General features: G+C 68.0%; 17 protein-coding genes and 2 riboswitches. Of the genes, 5 read left to right on the top strand and 12 right to left on the bottom strand.

Translation table 11 applies throughout. The annotated features are described in order from the left end of the window. Positions 1-47 precede the first annotated feature (47 nt). The gene (locus tag B0W80_RS03500; protein ID WP_076997715.1) at positions 48-932 is read left to right on the top strand and encodes a DUF3014 domain-containing protein; all 885 of its coding nucleotides are present in this window, start codon (positions 48-50) and stop codon (positions 930-932) included. 27 nt (positions 933-959) lie between these two features. Here B0W80_RS03500 and B0W80_RS03495 read toward each other — a convergent pair whose 3' ends face one another. The 4 genes from B0W80_RS03495 to B0W80_RS03480 are packed head-to-tail and all read right to left on the bottom strand — an operon-like array spanning position 960 to position 3,903. Further along, entirely contained in the window at positions 960-2,273 is a 1,314-nt protein-coding gene (locus B0W80_RS03495) for an RNA polymerase sigma factor (RefSeq protein WP_076997714.1), read from the bottom strand. Positions 2,274-2,295: 22 nt separating this feature from the next. Next, a complete protein-coding gene (locus B0W80_RS03490; protein WP_076997713.1) occupies positions 2,296-2,991 on the bottom strand; it encodes a YciI family protein in 696 nt (231 codons plus the stop codon). 47 nt (positions 2,992-3,038) lie between these two features. Further along, positions 3,039-3,455, bottom strand: coding sequence for a DoxX family protein (locus tag B0W80_RS03485; protein ID WP_076997712.1), 417 nt, complete (start codon positions 3,453-3,455; stop codon positions 3,039-3,041). Positions 3,456-3,480: 25 nt separating this feature from the next. After that, entirely contained in the window at positions 3,481-3,903 is a 423-nt protein-coding gene (locus B0W80_RS03480) for a YciI family protein (RefSeq protein WP_076997711.1), read from the bottom strand. Between the two features lie 256 nt (positions 3,904-4,159). Between B0W80_RS03480 and B0W80_RS03475 the strand changes: the two genes are divergently transcribed. Continuing rightward, positions 4,160-5,182, top strand: a complete 1,023-nt coding sequence (locus B0W80_RS03475) for a YopT-type cysteine protease domain-containing protein (RefSeq protein WP_076997710.1) — start codon at positions 4,160-4,162, stop codon at positions 5,180-5,182. Between the two features lie 39 nt (positions 5,183-5,221). On the opposite strand, the gene gcvP is transcribed toward B0W80_RS03475, so the two are convergent. From gcvP to denD, 8 genes are all read right to left on the bottom strand, one after another. Beyond that, the gene (gene gcvP, locus B0W80_RS03470; RefSeq protein WP_076997709.1) at positions 5,222-8,125 is read right to left on the bottom strand and encodes an aminomethyl-transferring glycine dehydrogenase; all 2,904 of its coding nucleotides are present in this window, start codon (positions 8,123-8,125) and stop codon (positions 5,222-5,224) included. Between the two features lie 39 nt (positions 8,126-8,164). Continuing rightward, positions 8,165-8,536, bottom strand: coding sequence for a glycine cleavage system protein GcvH (gene gcvH / locus B0W80_RS03465; RefSeq protein WP_076997708.1), 372 nt, complete (start codon positions 8,534-8,536; stop codon positions 8,165-8,167). 94 nt (positions 8,537-8,630) lie between these two features. Continuing rightward, positions 8,631-9,824, bottom strand: coding sequence for a glycine cleavage system aminomethyltransferase GcvT (gcvT, locus tag B0W80_RS03460; RefSeq protein WP_076997707.1), 1,194 nt, complete (start codon positions 9,822-9,824; stop codon positions 8,631-8,633). Positions 9,825-9,840: 16 nt separating this feature from the next. Then, positions 9,841-9,951, bottom strand: a riboswitch (glycine riboswitch). A 13-nt stretch (positions 9,952-9,964) separates the two neighbouring features. Beyond that, positions 9,965-10,066: riboswitch (glycine riboswitch) on the bottom strand. Positions 10,067-10,083: 17 nt separating this feature from the next. Next, on the bottom strand, positions 10,084-10,995 hold the full coding sequence (locus B0W80_RS03455) for a hypothetical protein (RefSeq protein WP_143684459.1): 912 nt from the start codon (positions 10,993-10,995) through the stop codon (positions 10,084-10,086). Between the two features lie 155 nt (positions 10,996-11,150). Beyond that, positions 11,151-12,443 carry a TRAP transporter large permease gene (locus B0W80_RS03450; protein ID WP_076997705.1) on the bottom strand — a complete coding sequence of 431 codons (1,293 nt, stop codon included), beginning with the start codon at positions 12,441-12,443 and terminating at the stop codon, positions 11,151-11,153. Next, positions 12,440-12,952, bottom strand: coding sequence for a TRAP transporter small permease (locus tag B0W80_RS03445; protein ID WP_076997704.1), 513 nt, complete (start codon positions 12,950-12,952; stop codon positions 12,440-12,442). Before B0W80_RS03445 ends, B0W80_RS03450 begins: the two co-directional genes overlap by 4 nt. Before the next feature lie 120 nt (positions 12,953-13,072). After that, positions 13,073-14,047: a TRAP transporter substrate-binding protein gene (locus B0W80_RS03440; RefSeq protein WP_076997703.1), complete on the bottom strand. Its 975-nt coding sequence runs from the start codon at positions 14,045-14,047 to the stop codon at positions 13,073-13,075. Positions 14,048-14,084: 37 nt separating this feature from the next. Further along, positions 14,085-15,101: a D-erythronate dehydrogenase gene (denD, locus tag B0W80_RS03435; protein ID WP_076997702.1), complete on the bottom strand. Its 1,017-nt coding sequence runs from the start codon at positions 15,099-15,101 to the stop codon at positions 14,085-14,087. 59 nt (positions 15,102-15,160) lie between these two features. Between denD and B0W80_RS03430 the strand changes: the two genes are divergently transcribed. The 3 genes from B0W80_RS03430 (at position 15,161) to B0W80_RS03420 (ending at position 18,282) form a co-directional block, all read left to right on the top strand. Further along, positions 15,161-16,066 (top strand): LysR family transcriptional regulator, encoded by a 906-nt coding sequence (locus B0W80_RS03430; RefSeq protein WP_076997701.1) that lies wholly within the window; start codon positions 15,161-15,163, stop codon positions 16,064-16,066. Between the two features lie 70 nt (positions 16,067-16,136). Then, positions 16,137-16,952, top strand: coding sequence for a putative hydro-lyase (locus tag B0W80_RS03425; RefSeq protein WP_076997700.1), 816 nt, complete (start codon positions 16,137-16,139; stop codon positions 16,950-16,952). A gap of 40 nt (positions 16,953-16,992) precedes the next feature. Next, the gene (locus B0W80_RS03420) at positions 16,993-18,282 is read left to right on the top strand and encodes an MFS transporter (protein WP_076997699.1); all 1,290 of its coding nucleotides are present in this window, start codon (positions 16,993-16,995) and stop codon (positions 18,280-18,282) included. Positions 18,283-18,290: the final 8 nt, after the last annotated feature.

Below are 18,290 nucleotides of genomic sequence, written 5' to 3'. Positions count from 1 at the left end.
TCCAATGCCAAGGGCATGCTTGCGACAGTCAGAAGGAGAGCAGCCCCATGAGCGAACGCGAGTTCGACGATTTCAGGCCGGCACGCGAATCCTCGGTGTGGATCATGGTCGTGTTGGTGGTGGTGGCGCTGGGCGCCGGTGCCGTCTGGTGGCGCTGGACCCACCGGCAGGAAGCGCCGCCCGAGCCCCCGCCCGCGGCCACCGCGCCGCAGCCCGACGTGCCCGCTGCACCGCCCGTGGCCGCAGCGCCGACCGGGCCGCAGAACCCGGTCGAGCCGCCCACCGATGCGGCGCTGCCGCGGCTCGACGATGCCGACGCCCAGGTGCGTGCCGCACTGGCCGAGCTGGTGGGCAGCAAGGCCGTGGCCAGCATGCTGCAAACCGATGGCTTCGTGCGCCGTTTCGTCGCCACCGTCGACAACCTGCCGCGCGAGCAGGCCGCCGCGCGCATGTGGCCGGTGCAGCGCACGCCGGGCCGGTTCGACGCACGCGCCGGAGCGGGCGGCCAGGCCATCGGCCCCGACAACGGCGCACGCTACACGCCGCTGGTGCTGCTGGCCGAATCGGTGAGCGCACCGAAGGCGGCGGCGCTGTACCAGCGGCTGTATCCGCTGTTCCAGCAGGCTTATGAGGAACAGGGCTACCCGGGCAAGCATTTCAACGACCGGCTGGTCGCGGTCATCGACCATCTGCTGCAGGCGCCCGAGCCGGCCGGGCCGGTGGCGGTCAAGCTCGTCGAGATACGCGGCGAGGTGCCTTCCGAGCGGCCCTGGGTGCACTACGAGTTCGTCGATCCGCAACTGCAGTCGCTGTCGGCCGGCCAGAAGATGATGGTGCGCGTCGGCCTGGTCAACGAGCGCCGGCTCAAGGCGAAGCTGCGCGATTTTCGGACGCAGATCGCCGGTGGCGCGCTGGCGAAGAAAAAGCCCTGACCGGGCCGGCTGCAGCGGCCGCAGCGATCAGGCGCCGGTGCCCGGTGGCTGCGGGCTGCCCGCGCATGCAAGCGCGCGCATCAGCAACAGCTTGCGTTCGCGCGCGTTGCGTGTGCGTGATGCGGCCTGCTGGAACTCGTCGTAGGCCTCCGCCTTGCGGCCCAGCTTGGCCAACAGGTCGCCGCGCACGCTGGGCAGCAGGTGGTAGCTCTTGAGCTGCGGATCGTCACGCAGCGCATCGACCAGCTCGAGCCCGGCCGCCGGCCCCAGGGCCATCGACAGCGCGACCGCGCGATTGAGTTCGACGATGGGCGAGGGCATCCGCTGCGCCAGCGCTTCGTAGAGGGCGGCGATGCGCGTCCAGTCGGTCTGCTGGGCGGTGCGCGCGCGTGCGTGGCAGGCGGCGATGGCGGCCTGCAGCGCATAGGGGCCGAGTGCATCGTCGAGCGCATCGACGAGCGATTGGGCGCGCCCGAGTGCGGCCAAGCCGCGGCGGATCAAGATCGAATCCCAGCGCGCCCGGTTCTGCTCGAGCAGCAGCACCGGCTCGCCCTGCGCATCGACGCGTGCGGCCGAACGCGAAGCCTGGATTTCCATCAGCGCGACCAGCCCGTGCACCTCGGGTTCGTCCGGCATCAGGCCGGCCAGGATGCGGCCGAGGCGCAATGCCTCGTCGCACAAGGCCGGCCGCATCCAGTCGTCGCCCGCGGTGGCGGAGTAGCCTTCGTTGAAGACGAGGTAGATCACTTCGAGCACCGAGCCCAGCCGCGCACCCAACTCGGCCGCACGCGGCGCTTCGAAGGGCACGTTCGCCGCCGCCAGGGTGCGCTTGGCGCGCACGATGCGCTGCGCGATGGTCGGTTCCGGCACGAGAAAGGAGCGCGCGATCTCGTCGGTGGTCAGGCCGCCCAACAGGCGCAACGTGAGCGCGACACGCGCCTCCGGCGACAGCACCGGATGGCAGGCTGTGAAGACGAGCCTCAGCAGGTCGTCGCCCACGTCGTCGTCCAGGGCGGCGTCGACCGCGTCCGCGAAATCGGCCTCGGCGATGGCATGCTGCGCATCGATCTCGTAGCCGATCTCTTGTTCTTTGCTCGCATGCAGTTTGCGCCGGCGCAGCAGGTCGAGTGCGCGGTGCTTGGCCGTCTGCATCAGCCAGGCGGCGGGGTTGTCGGGCACGCCCTGGGTGGGCCACTGCTCGAGCGCGGCCAGCAGCGCGTCTTGCGCCAGTTCCTCGGCCACGCCCACGTCGCGCACCATGCGGGCGAGCGCGCCGATGATCTTCGCGGACTCGATGCGCCAGACGGCGTTGATGCTGCGGTGGATGTCGTTCTGGGTCATCGGCGCATGCGCGGTCGGCGCGTCAGCCTGCGACTGGACGGATCTCGACCTCGGGGCGATCCTGCGCGAAGGGATAGCGGCCGACCCAGTCGATGGCTTCGGCCATCGAATCGGCCTGGATCAGCCAGAAGCCGGCGACCAACTCCTTGGTCTCGGCGAAGGGTCCGTCCAGCACGCTGGGGCGACCATTGCCGACACGCACGCGCGTGGCGCGTGCGGTCGAGCGCAGGCCGTCTCCTGCGCGCAGCAGGCCGGATTGCACGGCCTCGTCGTTGCGCCGGGCCATGGCCGCGAGCCGGGCGGAATTGCTGGGCGACTCGGATTCGGTGGCGGCATCGGCTTTGACCAGCACGAGAAAGCGCGGTCGGCTGGCCCCATCGCGAGGATCGATGCCGCCCAGGCCGCCGGCACAGCCGGTCTCGCGGATCTCGTAGGTGGTGTCGCCGCCATGCGAGGCGGCAAGGCCCAGCCATTGCGCCGCGGCTTCGCGGGACTCGGCCTCGACGATGCTCAGGCCTGCGAGAGGAGCGGTGACGGGCCCGTCGACGACCTGGAGCCCGTCCTGGTCATCGTCGCCGATGCGGGCCATGCGCACGCCGGTTTCGGCCGGCTGCAGCGCGATGCTTTCGTGAATGGCCGCTCCGAAGCGCGGGTCGGGTGTGGGAAGCTGGCCGGCCGCGCCATGCGGGCCGGCGCCGTGCAGGATCACGAATCTCATCCGCTGCGGTCCTCGTTGTCGTCAAGGATCGCAAGGATAGCGCGCGATCAGCGCTGCACCGGGAGCAGTGCGCGCAGCCGCTCGTCGCGCAGCCAGAGCCCGCCCCAGGCCATGAGCCCGATGTAGACGCCGAACAGCATGTGGCTGAAGAGCGGGCTGCCGACGCGCAGATGTGTCGCGATGGCGCCACCGAGCAGTCCGGTGAGCAGCACGGCGCCGAGCAAGGCCGTGCGCGGCAGCGCGTAGAGCACGCCGATGACCAGGGTCAGCACACCGAGGCCGAAGCCGACTTCGGGCGGATAGCCGAGCTGCGCAAGGGTTTCGCGAACGACGTCGAGCCGCAGCACCTTGATCAGGCCGTCGAAGAGCAGGAACAGAACGACCAGCGCGCTGAGCACGCGGCCGGTCCAGCGGGCCGCACCGCCGCGGGGCGCGGCGGCGGGGAGGGTGGCAGTGGCTTGCACGGCGGTGTCCTCGATGCGAGGCCGTTCAGGCCTTGCGCGACCCGATCTCGGCGGCCAGGCGCTTTTCCTGCTCCCGCAACTCGGGCGTGAGTTCGGCGCCGAAGTCTTCCATCTCGAAGACCTGGCGCAGCTCGATCTCGGTGCCGCCGTCGAAGGGCGCCCGCTTGAGCCATTCGATGGCTTCGTCGCGGGAGCGCACCTGCCACAGCCAGTAGCCGGCGATCAGCTCCTTGGTTTCGCTGAAAGGCCCGTCGATGACGGTGCGCTGCTTGCCCTCGAAGCGCACGCGCACGCCCTTCGACGTGGGGTGCAGGCCTTCGCCGGCCAACATCACGCCGGCCTTGACCAGTGCTTCGTTGTACTGGCCCATGTCGGTGAGCTCCTTCTCGGTGGGCATCACGCCGGCTTCGGTGTCGGGGGTTGCTTTGACGATGACCATGAAACGCATGTCGTACTCCTGTGCTGGGTTGGCTTGTTTGCCGTGGTTGAGTGAGCTGCGAAATGCGGCTCTGATTGAACGTCGAAGCAGCACATCCCGAATCGACCAGGACGACGCAGCCGGGTTGTAAAAATGTGAAACGCCTACGGTGCTGGTGACAGGGGAATATGCCAACTGGCGAATTGTTCCGCCCCGTGGAGCGCGCCCAAAATCCGACGCGCAGCCTGTGGGTCCGCCACCGGGCAGTTCGAACACGGAGCACGCCATGCCCGACCGCGCACAAGTCATCCAGCACCTGACAAATCTATCGCAGAGGCAGATCGACAACTTCAACCAGAGCGGCGAGGGCCGGGCGTGGCAGGCCGGGGTCGCCATGGCCCAGGGCTATTGCCACGGGATCTGCCTGGACTGGGTCAGGCGCGTGCTGCAGGGCGGGCGGGCGTCGTACGGGCCCAATCCTGCCCGGCAGGCCGACGAAGGCTACGACTTCGCCCAGCGGCGGCACGACCAGGCGAACCGCCAGGGGAATGCCTGGGACCAGTTCTACGCGATTCGAACCGATGTGCGCAGAGTCAACGACAGCAATTACGACACGGCACGCGCGGCCTATGAGGCCGAGTTCAACAAGCTTCGCGACCTCCTGGCCGTGCTGGTGCCTTACTACAACTCCAACCGGCAACTCGGCAACTCCAGGGAACTGCCTTTGTCGGATTCGCTGAGCACGCGGCTTCGCAGCTATTACACGTGGACAGGCTCCGCCAACTCGGTGCAAGTCGGCACGCTGCTGCAACTGATCAACGGACTCCAGGCCAAGCAGGGCGCCCTGCAGGCGCCCCAGCGCACGGGAGCGGCCGCTCAAGGCAGACAGACCTGGGATCGCTTCACAGCTCGCATGGACGACCTGTATCCCAAGGGGCGGACCTTCGCCAATGTCGATCTGGTTCACCTCGACCCGACGACAGGGTTCAACACGCTGGCGGCGGCGATCGCTTCGGTCACCGATCCTGCGCTCAACACCTACGGCAACAACATGGCCATGGTGATCGGCATCGACATGACGACGACCACCGGCCCGTCGGGCCATGCGGTCGCCATGCACTGGACCGCGAACAACAACCACGTGTTCATGGACCCGAACTACGGGATGTTCGAGTTCGCGAGCCTGGACCAGGGAAACTGCGTCCGCAGCGCGCTGCAGTACCTGTTCGGAACGGTCTACCCGGCCTTCCCGACGGTCACGGCGGTGCTCAACCGCATCGAGTACGGAACCTATCGCCGGGCGGCGTGAGTTCGGAGGCGCCCGGCCGGACGCGAGGTCCGGCCGTGATCAGGCGTAGTCGCTCACCGGCACGCAGCTGCAGAACAGGTTGCGGTCGCCATACACGTTGTCGATGCGCCCGACCGGCGGCCAGTACTTCGTCAGCCTGACCTCGTCGATCGGAAAGGCGCCGAGCTCGCGCGAGTAGGGCCGCGTCCATTCGGACCCGAGAAGGCTGTCGGCCGTGTGCGGCGCGTTCTTGAGCGGGTTGTCCTCGCGCGGCCAGATGCCTTCCTCGATGCGGCGGATTTCGCCGCGGATGGCGATCATGGCGTCGACGAAGCGGTCGAGCTCGGCCAGCGGTTCGCTCTCGGTGGGTTCGACCATCAGCGTGCCGGGCACCGGGAAGCTCAGCGTCGGCGCGTGGAAGCCGTAGTCGATCAGGCGCTTGGCCACGTCCTCGGCCGTGACGCCGCTCGTGTCCTTGAGCGGGCGCAGGTCCAGGATGCATTCGTGCGCCACGTGGCCATTGGGGCTGGCGTAGAGCGTCGGGTAGTGGTCCTTGAGCCGCGCGCTGACGTAGTTGGCGCTGAGGATGGCGACCTCGGTCGCGGCCTGCAGCCCGCTCGCGCCCATCATGCGGCAGTACATCCAGCTGATCGGCAGCACCGCGGCATTGCCGAGCGGCGCGGCCGACACGGCGCCCACGCCGCTGCCCGGGATGCCGCCGCTCACGTGGCCCGGCAGATAGGGCACCAGGTCTTCCACCACGCACACGGGGCCGACGCCGGGGCCGCCGCCGCCGTGCGGAATGCAGAAGGTCTTGTGCAGGTTCAGGTGGCTCACGTCGCCGCCGAACTCGCCGGGCGCGGCCACGCCGACCAGCGCGTTCATGTTGGCGCCATCGACGTACACGCGGCCGCCGTGGGCATGCACGATCTCGCACAGCTCCTTCACGCGGGTTTCGAACACGCCGTGGGTGCTGGGGTAGGTGATCATCACCGCGGCCAGGTCGTCGCGGTGCTTCTCGCATTCACGCCGCAGGTCGTCGATGTCGACGTTGCCCTGCGCGTCGCAGGCCGTCACCACCACCTTCATGCCGACCATCTGCGCGCTGGCCGGATTGGTGCCGTGGGCGGACGAGGGGATCAGGCACACGTTGCGGTGCCCCTGGCCCTTGGCTTCGTGGAAGGCCTTGATGGCCAGCAGGCCGGCGTATTCGCCTTGCGAGCCGGCATTGGGCTGCAGGCTGATGCCCGCATAGCCGGTGGCTTCACACAGCCAGGCGCGCAGCTGCGCGTCGAGTTCGGCATAGCCCTTGAGCTGCTCGGCCGGCGCGAAGGGATGGATGTTCGCGAACTCGGGCCAGGTGATGGGGATCATCTCGCTGGTCGCGTTGAGCTTCATGGTGCAGCTGCCCAGCGGGATCATGCTGCGGTCGAGCGCCAGGTCCTTGTCAGACAGGCTGCGGATGTAGCGCAGCATCGCGGTCTCGCTCTTGTGCGTGTTGAACACCGGGTGCGTCAGGAAGTCGCTGCTGCGGCGCAGGTCCAGCGGAATGCGCGAGCCGACCGTGCTCGAGAGTTCCTCGAAGCGCGGCATCGGCGTGCCGGCCGGCACGAAGAGCGCCCACAGCGTTTCGACGTCGGTGCGCGTGGTGGTTTCGTCGAGCGAGATGCCCAGGTGCTGCTGCAGGCCCTGGCGCAGGTTGACGCCGCCGGCCTGGGCGCGCTCGACGATCTTCGGCGTGTCGTCGCCGGTCATCACGGTCAGCGTGTCGAAGGCGGTGGCGTTGGCCAGCTCGCGGCCCATCTGCTCCAGGCCCTGGGCGAGGATGGCGGTGAGCGCCGCCACGCGCTGGGCGATGCGCTCGAGGCCTTGCGGCCCGTGGTAGACCGCGTACATGCTGGCCACCACCGCCGGCAGCACCTGCGCCGTGCAGATGTTCGAAGTGGCCTTCTCGCGCCGGATGTGCTGCTCGCGCGTCTGCAGCGCGAGGCGGTAGGCCGGGCGGCCCTGGGTGTCGACGCTCACGCCGACCAGCCGGCCCGGCAGAGAGCGCTTGTAGTCGTCACGGCAGGCCAGGTAGGCCGCGTGCGGGCCGCCGTTGCACAGCGGCATGCCGAAGCGCTGGGTGGTGCCGCAGACGATGTCGGCATCCCACTCGCCGGGTGGCGCCAGCAGCGTCAGGGCCAGCAGGTCGGCCGCCACGCAGAAGGCGGCGTCGCACGCGTGCGCGTGGCCGGCCAGCGGACGCAGGTCGTGCACGTGGCCGGTGGTCGACGGGTATTGCGCCAGCGCGCCGAAGAAGTCGCCGCTCGCCATCAGGTGCGGCAGCGTTTCGGACACCGTGCTCACCTTGACCTCGATGCCCATGGGCGCGGCGCGGGTCTTGATGACCTCGATGGTCTGCGGGTGGCAGTCGCCCGAGACCAGGAACACGCGGCTCTTGCTCTTGACGCTGCGGCGCGCCAGCGTCATCGCCTCGGCGGCGGCGGTGGCTTCGTCGAGCATCGACGCATTGGCGATCGCCATGCCGGTCAGGTCGCAGACCATGGTCTGGAAGTTGAGCAGCGCCTCCATGCGGCCCTGAGAAATCTCGGCCTGGTAGGGCGTGTAGGCCGTGTACCAGGCCGGGTTTTCGAGCACGTTGCGCAGGATCACGCCCGGCGTGTGCGTGCCGTAGTAGCCCTGGCCGATGAAGTTGCGCGAGACCTTGTTCTTGGCGGCGATGGCACGCAGCTCGGCCAGCGCGTCGGCTTCGGTCGTCGGCGACGGCAGCTGCATCGGATGGCTGCGGCGGATGGCCGGCGGCACGATGCCGTCGATGAGCTCGGCGCGCGTCTTCGAACCGACCGCCGCGAGCATGCGTGCTTCGTCCTCGGCTTCGATGCCGATGTGGCGGGCGATGAATTCGCCCGCGTTCTCCAGGTCGGCGAAGGTGGGCAGGGAAGGCAGGGAGGACTTCGGCATGGAAACTCGGTTCAGGGGCTGCGGAAACTTCGAGGGGCTTCAGGCTTCGTCGGCGAACTTGTCGTAGGCGGTCTTGTCGAGCAGGGCGTCGAGCTGTGCGGGCTCGGCGACCTTGATCTTGAAGAACCAGCCTTCGCCTTCGGGCGCGCTGTTGGCCAGCGAGGGGTCGGCGCGCAAGGCTTCGTTGACCTCGGTGACCTCGCCGCCGATGGGCATGAAGACGTCGGCCGCGGCCTTGACCGACTCGACCACGCCGGCCACTTCGCCCTGCGCGTAGCCCTGGCCGACCTGCGGCAGGTCGACGAAGACCACGTCGCCCAGCGCGTCCTGCGCATGCAGGGTGATGCCCACCGTGGCGGTGTCGCCTTCGGCGTTCACCCACTCGTGGTCCTTGGTGTACTTGATGCTCATGGAAAAGCTCCTTGGGGAAGAGAGGTCAGGAAAAGGATGTCGGGGAAAGATATCGAGAGAAGATGTCGGAAGACGATATCGGGGAAAGAGTCTGCTAGCCGCGGTAGTAGTGCGCGGGCACGAAAGGCATGGTGCTCACTTCCATCGGCACGGCCTTGCCGCGCACGACGGCCTGGATGCGGGTGCCGGGCTCGGCGTAGGCGAGGGCCACGTAGCCCATCGCGACGGGGCGATCCACCGTGGGCCCGAGCAGGCCGCTCGTCACCTGGCCGATAGCGTGGCCTTCGAAGGATTGCAGCGGCGTGCCGTCGCGCACCGGCACGCGCTCGAGCGCCACCAGGCCGACGCGCTTGCGCGTGAGCGTGTCGTGGTCGAGATGGCCGGCGGCGCCGTCGGCCGCGGTGAGTTGGGCCAGCACCTTGGCAGCCCCCGGAAAGCCGCCTTCGCGCGCGCCGCCGCTGCGGCGCACCTTCTGGATGGCCCAGGTCAGCGCGGCCTCGACCGGCGTGGTGGTGGTGTCGATGTCGTTGCCGTAGAGGCAAAGCCCGGCTTCGAGCCGCAGCGAGTTGCGTGCGCCCAGGCCGATCGGCTGCACCTCGGGCTGCGCGAGCAGCAGGCGGGCGAGGGCCTCGGCGTCCTGCGCGGCGACGGAGATCTCGAAACCGTCTTCGCCCGTGTAGCCGCTGCGCGTGGCGAAGGCGGCGATGCCGCCGATCTGCAGCGGGCCGCCGGTCATGAAAACGAGCTTTTCGCTGCCGGGCGACAGGCGCGCCATCACCGCGGCGGCTTGCGGGCCCTGCAACGCGAGCAGGGCGTGGTCGGGCAGGGGCTGCACGGTGCAGCGCTGTCCGATTCGGGCCTGGATGTGGGCGATGTCGCTCGCCTTGCACGCGCCGTTGACGATCACGAAGATCGAGTCGCCGCCCTCGTTGAAGAACATCAGGTCGTCGAGGATGCCGCCCTCGTCGTCGAGCAGCAGGCCGTAGCGCTGCTTGCCCGGGGCGAGGCCGATCACGTCCTGCGGCATCAGGGTTTCGAAGGCGGCAGCGGCGTCGGGCCCGGACAGGCGCAACTGGCCCATGTGCGAGATGTCGAACAGGCCGGCCGCGGTGCGGGTGTGCTTGTGCTCGGCCATCAGGCCGGCCGGGTACTGCACCGGCATCGAGTAGCCCGCGAAGGGCACCATGCGGGCGCCGAGTTCCAGGTGCAGGGCGTGCAGCGGGGTCGTTTGCAGATCGTCGTCGGAAGCAGAGGCCAAGGCACTCTCCAAGGGGCAGTCCGAATCCATGGCCGTGACGCCATGGGCCACCCCTGCTGTCCGCTTTACCTGAGAGATTCGCCCCACGATCGGGGTTTGCTCCTTCGGTGGACGGCATCGCCCGAGGGCTGCGCCGTCTCTCTCCAGCAAGGAAAACGCCCGGGTCAGCGGGCGCCTCGTCAGTCCTTTTGCCTGAGCGTTCGGGCCCGTGTTTGGGGACCTGCGCCTTCGGCGGCTTCGCGCGCAGCGAAGCTCTCTCCTGACCGGGCGAGTGTAAGGGATCGAGGCTTCAGGAACGCTCCGTCCGCATGCGCCGGAGCAGGAATTTTTCCCACAGCTTGTCCTGCAGGAACTGCATGGAGCGCCGGACATGCTCGCGTGCGTTGCGGCCGTCGTAGGGCGAGCGGATGTCGGCGCCCAATTGGCGGGCGCGCACGCTGAGCATGCTTTCGGACAGGCAGCAGCGCGCCTTCATCCGCAGATCGTCGAAGTTGTCCACCCCAAGCGCGCTGGCCTTGTGCCATTCGTGGTCCCACTTGAAGCGGCGCTTCTTGTCCTGGCCATCGTCACCGTCGTTGATCAGCCAGGCCGACACGAAATCGACATACGCGGCATCGACCTTGTCGCGGAACACGCCGCGGCCGGTTTCGTAGCGATCGTGCACCAGCGAATCGAGCAGCTCGTTGCCGGGCGAGAGCGTGCCCAGCCTGCTGCGCAGGGCCTCGTTCATCGCGAAACAGTAGGTCGACACCCATTCGAGCAGCGGGCCGATCGGGGTCATGGTGGAGCGGGGGAAATCGTTGATCTCGCCGAACATCCAGGGAGCGGTGTGCAGCGCGAGCTTGCGCACCTCCGCGCCGAAGCGCACGAGCCGAGGCTCGCTCCAGGCGTGGTTGAGCGAGATAGTGTCGTTCGTGAAGAGCCAGACATCGGGCGTCTCACCACGCGCCAGCAATGCCTGGACGCCGCTGTCCCAGCCGGAGAACTCGCGGTTGCTGTTGTCGCCATTGACGACGAAGGCCTGGTCGAAGGCCGTCCGGCGCAATTCGGCGCTCGTGTCGTTCGGTGCGTTGTCGACGATCACGAGCGAGGCGCGGTCGCCTGCTTCAACTGTCTTCGCTTTCAGCGGCTCCAGGACCTGGAGGGAGCGGGCACGCTGCCCATCACCGAATTCCAGATGAACAAATCCGTAACTCGTCATGTCATTGCACAAGGGGGAGAAAGAAGCGCGGTTGCCTCCTAGGATACGGAAACAGCGGCGCAGGCCGCCGGAAACAGCCGCAATCCTAACGACTATTCGTGGCTCGCCTGGCCCGGGGTGTCGGCCAAGACGCCGTGCGAAGCCGGGCCGCGCGACTACTTAAATCCCCACAAGTGCGGCAGCCACGTGCTCAACGCCGGCACGAAGGTCAGCAGCACCAGCACCGCGCCATGCGCCCATAAAAACGGCACGAGTTCGCGCACCAGTTGCGACATCGGCACCTTCGAGACGTTGCAGGTCACGAACAGCAGCCCGCCGACCGGCGGCGTGATCATGCCGAGCGTGAGGTTGAAGATCACGATCATCGCGAAGTGCGTCGGGTCCACCCCCAGCTTGACCGCCACGGGTGCCAGGATGGGCGCCAGCACCATCACCCCGGGCAGCGGCTCGATGAAGATGCCGAAGAGCAGCAGGAAGATGTTCACCATGACCAGGAACATCCACGGCGACAGGTTCATGCTGACCAGCCACTCGGCCATCTGCTGCGGAATGCCCTCGATCGTGAGGATCCACGCGAAGGAAGCCGACAGGCCGATGATGATCAGCACCGAGGCCGACAGCAGCGCGGAGCGCGACAGGATGTCCGGCAGCGCCTTCCATTCGAGCGTGCGGTAGACGAACTTGCCGCACACCAGCGCGTAGAACACGGCCACCACCGAGGCTTCGGTCGGCGTGAACCAGCCCGCGCGCATGCCGCCCAGGATGACCACCGGCAGCAGGATGGCGGGCAGCGCCTTCCAGGTGGTCAGCAGCACCTCGCGCCAGGGCGGCATGCCGCCGTCGCCGCGGTAGTTGCGCTTTTTCGAGACGTAGAAATTGACCACGCACATCGCGACCGCGATCACGATGCCGGGCAGGATGCCCGCGACGAACAGGCTGCCGACCGACACGTTGTCGTCCTGCAGCGCGTAGATGATCATGATGATCGACGGCGGAATGATCGGTCCGACGATCGCGGTCGAGGCCGTCAGCGCCGCTGCGTACGAGCGGTCGTAACCGGCCTTGTCCATCATCTTGATCAGCATCGAGCCCGGCCCGGCGGCATCGGCCAGCGCCGAGCCCGAGATGCCCGAGAAGAAGGTCAGCGACACCACGTTGGTGTAGCCCAGCCCGCCGCGGCGGTGGCCGACGAACTGGCCCGCGAAGCGCAGCAGCACTTCGGTGAGCGAGCCGCCGCTCATCAGCTCGGCGGCCAGGATGAAGAAGGGCACGGCCATCAGCGGAAAGCTGTCGATGCCGGTGAAGGTTTCCTTGAGCAGCACCATCAACGGAAACTGCTCGGCCAGGATCAGCGTGGCCGCGGTGGCCAGGCCCAGCGCGAACGCCACCGGCACGCCGATGGCCAGGAAGATGCACGTCGAGACGATGAGGACGATGCTGGCGCTCATAGCGATGCGCTCGCGGTCGCGTCGAAGTGCCCGTCGGACGCGAACTCGCGGCGCAGCACATAGCCGCGCACGATCAGCAGCCAGTGGATGATCAGCAGCACGCCGCCGAAGAGCATGGCGCTGTAGATATAGGCGAACGGAATCTGCGTGACGGCGGTCAGCTGGAACATGGTGCGTTCCATGTACAGCCACCCGTACCAGACCATGAAGCCGAAGAAGGCGAAGAGCAGGGCCGCGACCACCGCGCGCAATGCAATGCCGCCCTTGGGCGGCAATGCGTCCTGCAGGTTCTCGACCGCGATGTGGCCGCCGTAGCGCAGCACCGGCCCGGCGCCGAGGAAGGTGAGCCAGATCATCATGTGGCGCGACACCTCCTCGGCCCATTCGAGCGAGTTGCTGGTGAGGTAGCGCATCGCCACGTTGACGAAGATGATCACGGACATGGAAGCCAGGAGCAGGATCAGCACCCAGCGGTTGGCGGCGAGGAAGTAGCGTTCGAAGGTCTTCACGACGTTGGCCGGTTGTCAGTTGCAGTCTGTTGTTATGGGTTTTGCAGTTTTGCGAAACAAGAACGCCCGGTGCCGCGCTGGGTCCACCGGGCGGGAGGGGCCGGGTCGGCCGCCTTGCGCTTACTTGACGTCGGTGATCTTCTTGATGTTGTCGGCCCCGAATTCCTTCGCGTAGCTCGCGTAGGCCGGCTTCAGCGCTTCGCGGAAGGCGGCGCCGTCGACGGTGCGGGTGACCTTCATGCCGTCTTTCTCGAGCTGGGCGATGCCGTTGTTCTCGTCCTCGTTGACCTTCTTGCGCTGGGCTTCGCCGCCCTTGCGCGCCGCGTCGACGAAGACCTTCTTGTCGGCGTCCGACAGCTTGTTCCACACGCGCGGCGACATGAGCAGCAGCGCCGGCGAGTAGACGTGCCCGGTCAGCGACAGGTGCTTTTGCACCTGCGCGAACTTCGACGACAGGATGACGGGGATCGGGTTCTCCTGCCCGTCGACCGTGCCCTGCTGCAGCGCGCCGAACAGCTCGGGAAAGGCCATGGGCGTGGGCAGGATGCCGAAGGTGCGGTAGCCGTCCATGTGCACCTTGTTCTCCATGGTGCGCATCTTCAGGCCGGCGGCATCGGCCGGCTTCACGATGTCGCGCTTGCTGTTGGTCATGTGGCGGAAGCCGTTCTCCGTCCAGGCCAGGGCGATGATGCCCTTGCTCGGGAACTTGGAGAGGATGTCCTGGCCGATCGGGCCGTCCATCACCTTGCGCGCGTGGTCGTAGTCGCGAAAGAGGAACGGGATGTCGACGATCTTGACCTCGGGCACGAAGTTGCCGACCGGCCCGGTCGACGTGTTGACCAGGTCCTGCGTGCCCAACTGCACCGCCTCGATCTGCTCGCGCTCGCCGCCCAGGGCGGAGTTGGGGAAGTGCTGGCACTTGTAGCGCCCCTGGGTGCCCTTCTCGATTTCGTCGCAGAACACCGTGGAGCCCACGCCGTAGTGAGACTCCTTGGTGGTGGCGTAGCCGATCTTGAGGGTGGTGGTCTGCGCGTGGGCGGCGCAGGCCAGACCGAGGCCGAGGGACAGGCCGGCGGCCAGTCGGTGCAACTTCATGAGAGGGTCTCCTGTGGACGTTTTTCCAAACGTATGACTATGCATTGACGGGCAGCTTCACAGCGTCGGGATTTTCACGGACGTAGTCGCGAATCACCTGCTCGAAGCTGGCGTCGGTCTTCAGGCCCAGGGCGGCGGCGCGGGGCGCCTCGAAGCGGCCGGGCCAGGTCTTGACGATGCGCTGGATGGCCGGGTCGGGCGTGCGGTCGAGCAGGGCGGTGGCGGTCGGGCCGGCCACGCGTTCGAGGGCCGCGGCCATCTCGCCCACGGTGAGGCTGATCGATGGCAGGTTGAGCGCGGTGCGCGGGCCCCATCGGGTGTCGTCGACTTCGGCGGCGCGGACCAGCCCCTCGATGGTGCGCGCGGGCGAGGCGAGGGCGACGAGGGTGTCGTCGGGCACCGGGCAAGCGGCGCGAACACCGGCCAGCGGCTCGCGGATCATGCCGCTGAAGAAGCTCGACGCCGCGCCGTTGGGCCGGCCCGGACGCACGCTCACCGTCATCAGGCGCACGCTGCGGCCGCGCACGAAGCCCTTGCGCGTGTAGTCGGCCACCAGTTGCTCGCCGATGAACTTCTGGATGCCGTAGCTGGACTGCGGCGTGGGCAGCGTCTCGTCGCCGATCACCGCGGGCACCGGCTGCTCGGGCGAGTGGCCGAACACCGCCAGCGAACTGGAGAACACCAGCACCGGCCGCGTGCCGAGGCCGCGCAGGCGTTCGAGCAGGGCGTGGGTGGCGGCGAAGTTGCTGCGCATGCCCAGGTCGAAGTCGGCCTCGCATTCGCCGCTGACGGCGGCCGCCAGATGGAACACGGCGGCGGCGGTGGCCCAGTAGCTGGCATCGGGCGCGGCCAGTTGGTCGTTGAGGTCGCCCACGGCGGCGGCGATGCGCGTGTCGCCGGCCAGGTCGTCGGGTGGGGCGACCCGGTCGACCAGCGTGATGCGTTCGATGGGTTGCGCCGGGGCGCCTGCCAGGGACAGACTTCCACTGGCCAGGAGCGTGCGGGCGAGTCGGGCGCCCAGGAAGCCGGCGCCGCCGGTGATGACGATTTGCATGATGTCTCCTTGTGCGCCGGAGTCTATCTGCCTTGCTCGCTCTCCCTTACCCTCTGGCCATGAACCTGCGATTCGTCGAAGCCTTCCACTGGGCGGTCGCCCTCAAGAGCGTCACGCGCGCAGCCGAAAAACTGCACCTGACGCAATCGGCCTTGTCCAGCCGCATCGCCGCCCTCGAACGCGAGCTCGGCGTGCTGCTGCTGGACCGTCGCGACAAGCAGTTCCGGCTGACCGTGGCCGGCCAGCGCTTCCACGCCTTCGCCCAGCGGCTGCTCGAGATGCAGATGAACATCAAGGCCGAGATGGGTTCCGGCACCGTGCGCGAAACGGTGCTGCGCGTGGGTGCCATCGAATCGGTGGTGCACAGCTGGCTGACCGGATGGCTCAAGCACATGCAGGCCACGCATCCGGACTTCGAGCTGGAGCTGACGGTGGAAACCACGCCCGTGCTGGTCGATCAGCTGCAGCGCGGCAAGCAAGACCTAGTGTTCGCCGCGCTGCCGGCCACCGGCGACGGCGTGCGCACGCGGGCCGTGCCTCCGATGCCGATGTGCTTCGTCGGGCACCGCGAACTGCACTTGCGCCGGCGCTACAAGCTCGCCGACCTGCTGGCGCTGGACCTGCTGACCTTTCAGCGCGGCTCGCAGCCGCACGTGGCGCTGCTGGAGCTGTTCCGCGAGGCGGGCAGCCCGGCGCCGCGCGTGCACGCCATATCGTCGATCTCGGCGATGGCGCAGCTCGTGGAGGCCGGGTTCGGCGTGGCGACGCTGCCGCGTGCGGTGGTCGAGCCGCTGGCGCGCCGCCTGCCGCTGCGGGTGCTGCCCTGCGACCAGACGATGGAGCCGCTGCCCATCTACGCGAGCTACCGGGACGATCCGTCGTCGCCGCTGCCCGAGGCGGCACTGGGCTCCGCCGTGGTGCATGCGTCGCACGGTTCCAGTTCATCGAAAAAATCGATGAGCTGAGCAAGAAACTTTGCGTTGGCGCTCGAACGGGCGGATTCCCACAATCCGCTTCATCGACACGTCAACGCCCATGTCCAGCCTTCAACAACCCTTTCAAACCCCCGGCGCGAGCAGCAGCGCCCACGCGGTGCGCCTCGCCGCCCGCAGCGGGCAGCTCGACTCGCACACCAGCGGCCTCGCGGCAGCGCAGGTGCAGGCCAACCTCGTCATCCTTCCGCAAGTTCATGCGGCGGACTTCCTGCGCTATTGCCAGGCCAACCCCAAGCCTTGCCCGCTGCTGGGTGTATCGGAGCCCGGCAACCCGTCGCTGCCGGCGCTGGGCGACGACATCGACCTGCGCAGCGACCTGCCGCGCTATCGCGTCTGGCGCGACGGCGAACTGGTCGACGAGCCCACCGACGTGCGCGCGCTCTGGCGCGACGACCTGGTGAGCTTCGTCATCGGCTGCTCCTTCACCTTCGAACACGGCTTGCTGGCCGAGGGCATCTCGCTGCGCCACGTCACGCAAGGCCGCAACGTGGCCATGTACCGCACCGGCATCCAGACCGTGCCTGCCGGCCCCTTCAGCGGACCCATGGTGGTGTCGATGCGGCCGCTGCGCGCTGCCGATGCCATCCGCGCAGTGCAGATCTGCTCACGCTTTCCGGCCGTGCACGGCGCGCCCGTGCACCTGGGCGACCCGGCGCTGATCGGCATCCGCGCGATCGGTGAGCCGGACTACGGCGATGCGGTGGAAGTCATGCCCGACGAGCTGCCCGTGTTCTGGGCTTGCGGCGTCACGCCCCAGGCCGCGCTGGCGCAGGCGCGGCTGCCTTTCGCGATCACCCATGCACCAGGCTCGATGCTCGTCACCGACCTGCTGCACCACCACCTGGCCTGCTTCTAGGCCGCTTCGATTCCAGACAGACGAACCAAGGAGACAAGACATGAGCACACTGGATCCCGTGCATTCGGGAGGCGAGGCCACGTCCGGCCGCAACTGGCTCGGCACGCTGAACCGCAACGAGAAGCGCACGCTGGCCGCGTCCTTCAGCGGTTACGCGGTCGATGCCTTCGACTACTACACGCTGCCGCTGGTCACGCCGATCCTGCTGGCGCTTTGGGGCATGAGCAAGACCGAGGTCGGCTTCATCGGCACCGCCACGCTGGTGGCCTCGGCGCTGGGCGGCTGGCTCGCGGGCATCCTGGCCGACCGCTACGGCCGCGTGCGCATCCTGCAGCTCACCATCCTGGTGTTCGCGATCTTCACCTTCGCCTGCGGCCTGGCGCAGACGCCGGGGCAATTGCTGGTCGCGCGCACGTTGCAGGGCCTGGGCTTCGGCGGCGAATGGGCGGTGGGTTCGGTGCTCATCGCCGAAATGATCCGCCCTGCCTACCGGGGCAAGGCGGTGGGCCTGGTGCAAAGCAGCTGGGCCATCGGATGGGGCGCGGCGGTGCTGGTGTCGATGGCGCTGTTCTCCTTCCTGCCGCCGGAGGTGTCGTGGCGCGTGATGTTCCTGCTGGGCCTGCTGCCGGCGGTGCTCATCGTCTTCATCCGCCGTTCGATCCGTGATCCGGAAATCTACGTGCAGACCCGCGCAGCGGTGGCGCGCGGCGAGCGCAGCGGCAACTTCCTCGCCATCTTCAAGCCGGGCATCCTGGGCACCACGGTGCTGGCCAGCCTGCTCTTCACCGGCATGCAGGGCGGCTACTACGCCATCGGCGTGTGGCTGCCGACCTTCCTGAAGAACGAGCGGCATCTCACCGTGCTGGGCTCGGGCGGCTACCAGTTCATGTTCATTGTCGGCGCCTTCCTGGGCTACCTCTGCGGCGCCTACCTGTCGGACCGGCTCGGCCGCCGGCTCGCCTTCATCGTCTTCGCGATCGGGGCCGGCACGCTGGTTTATGCCTACACGCTGCTGCCGATCACCGACGCGATGATGCTGGTGCTGGGCTTCCCGCTGGGCTTCTTCATGTCGGGCATCTTCAGCGGTGCGGGCGCCTTCCTGGCCGAGCTGTTCCCCAACGAGCTGCGCGGCTCGGGGCAGGGGTTTTGCTACAACTTCGGGCGCGGCATCGGCGCCACCTTTCCGGCGCTGGTGGGCGTGTTGAGCGATCGATTCAACATGTCGCTGGGCTCCGCGATCGGCGTGTGTGCGGCGGTGGCGTACGCCATCGTGGTCGTGGTTGCGCTCTGCTTGCCCGAGACGCGCGGCCGCGATCTCCACCAGAACTAGTTGCTCCC

This window comes from Variovorax sp. KK3 (assembly GCF_001984055.1).
Taxonomy (GTDB): domain Bacteria; phylum Pseudomonadota; class Gammaproteobacteria; order Burkholderiales; family Burkholderiaceae_C; genus Variovorax.
This window is presented reverse-complemented; position numbering and strand designations above follow the sequence as displayed.

What these genes read in the sequence shown, in the direction of transcription:
- B0W80_RS03500 (WP_076997715.1), top strand. Translation starts at nt 48, where the DNA reads ATGAGCGAACGCGAGTTCGACGATTTCAGGCCGGCACGCGAATCCTCG.
- B0W80_RS03495 (WP_076997714.1), bottom strand. Translation starts at nt 2,273, where the DNA reads ATGACCCAGAACGACATCCACCGCAGCATCAACGCCGTCTGGCGCATC.
- B0W80_RS03490 (WP_076997713.1), bottom strand. Translation starts at nt 2,991, where the DNA reads ATGAGATTCGTGATCCTGCACGGCGCCGGCCCGCATGGCGCGGCCGGC.
- B0W80_RS03480 (WP_076997711.1), bottom strand. Translation starts at nt 3,903, where the DNA reads ATGCGTTTCATGGTCATCGTCAAAGCAACCCCCGACACCGAAGCCGGC.
- B0W80_RS03475 (WP_076997710.1), top strand. Translation starts at nt 4,160, where the DNA reads ATGCCCGACCGCGCACAAGTCATCCAGCACCTGACAAATCTATCGCAG.
- gcvP (WP_076997709.1), bottom strand. Translation starts at nt 8,125, where the DNA reads ATGCCGAAGTCCTCCCTGCCTTCCCTGCCCACCTTCGCCGACCTGGAG.
- gcvH (WP_076997708.1), bottom strand. Translation starts at nt 8,536, where the DNA reads ATGAGCATCAAGTACACCAAGGACCACGAGTGGGTGAACGCCGAAGGC.
- gcvT (WP_076997707.1), bottom strand. Translation starts at nt 9,824, where the DNA reads ATGGATTCGGACTGCCCCTTGGAGAGTGCCTTGGCCTCTGCTTCCGAC.
- B0W80_RS03455 (WP_143684459.1), bottom strand. Translation starts at nt 10,995, where the DNA reads ATGACGAGTTACGGATTTGTTCATCTGGAATTCGGTGATGGGCAGCGT.
- B0W80_RS03450 (WP_076997705.1), bottom strand. Translation starts at nt 12,443, where the DNA reads ATGAGCGCCAGCATCGTCCTCATCGTCTCGACGTGCATCTTCCTGGCC.
- B0W80_RS03440 (WP_076997703.1), bottom strand. Translation starts at nt 14,047, where the DNA reads ATGAAGTTGCACCGACTGGCCGCCGGCCTGTCCCTCGGCCTCGGTCTG.
- denD (WP_076997702.1), bottom strand. Translation starts at nt 15,101, where the DNA reads ATGCAAATCGTCATCACCGGCGGCGCCGGCTTCCTGGGCGCCCGACTC.
- B0W80_RS03430 (WP_076997701.1), top strand. Translation starts at nt 15,161, where the DNA reads ATGAACCTGCGATTCGTCGAAGCCTTCCACTGGGCGGTCGCCCTCAAG.
- B0W80_RS03425 (WP_076997700.1), top strand. Translation starts at nt 16,137, where the DNA reads ATGTCCAGCCTTCAACAACCCTTTCAAACCCCCGGCGCGAGCAGCAGC.
- B0W80_RS03420 (WP_076997699.1), top strand. Translation starts at nt 16,993, where the DNA reads ATGAGCACACTGGATCCCGTGCATTCGGGAGGCGAGGCCACGTCCGGC.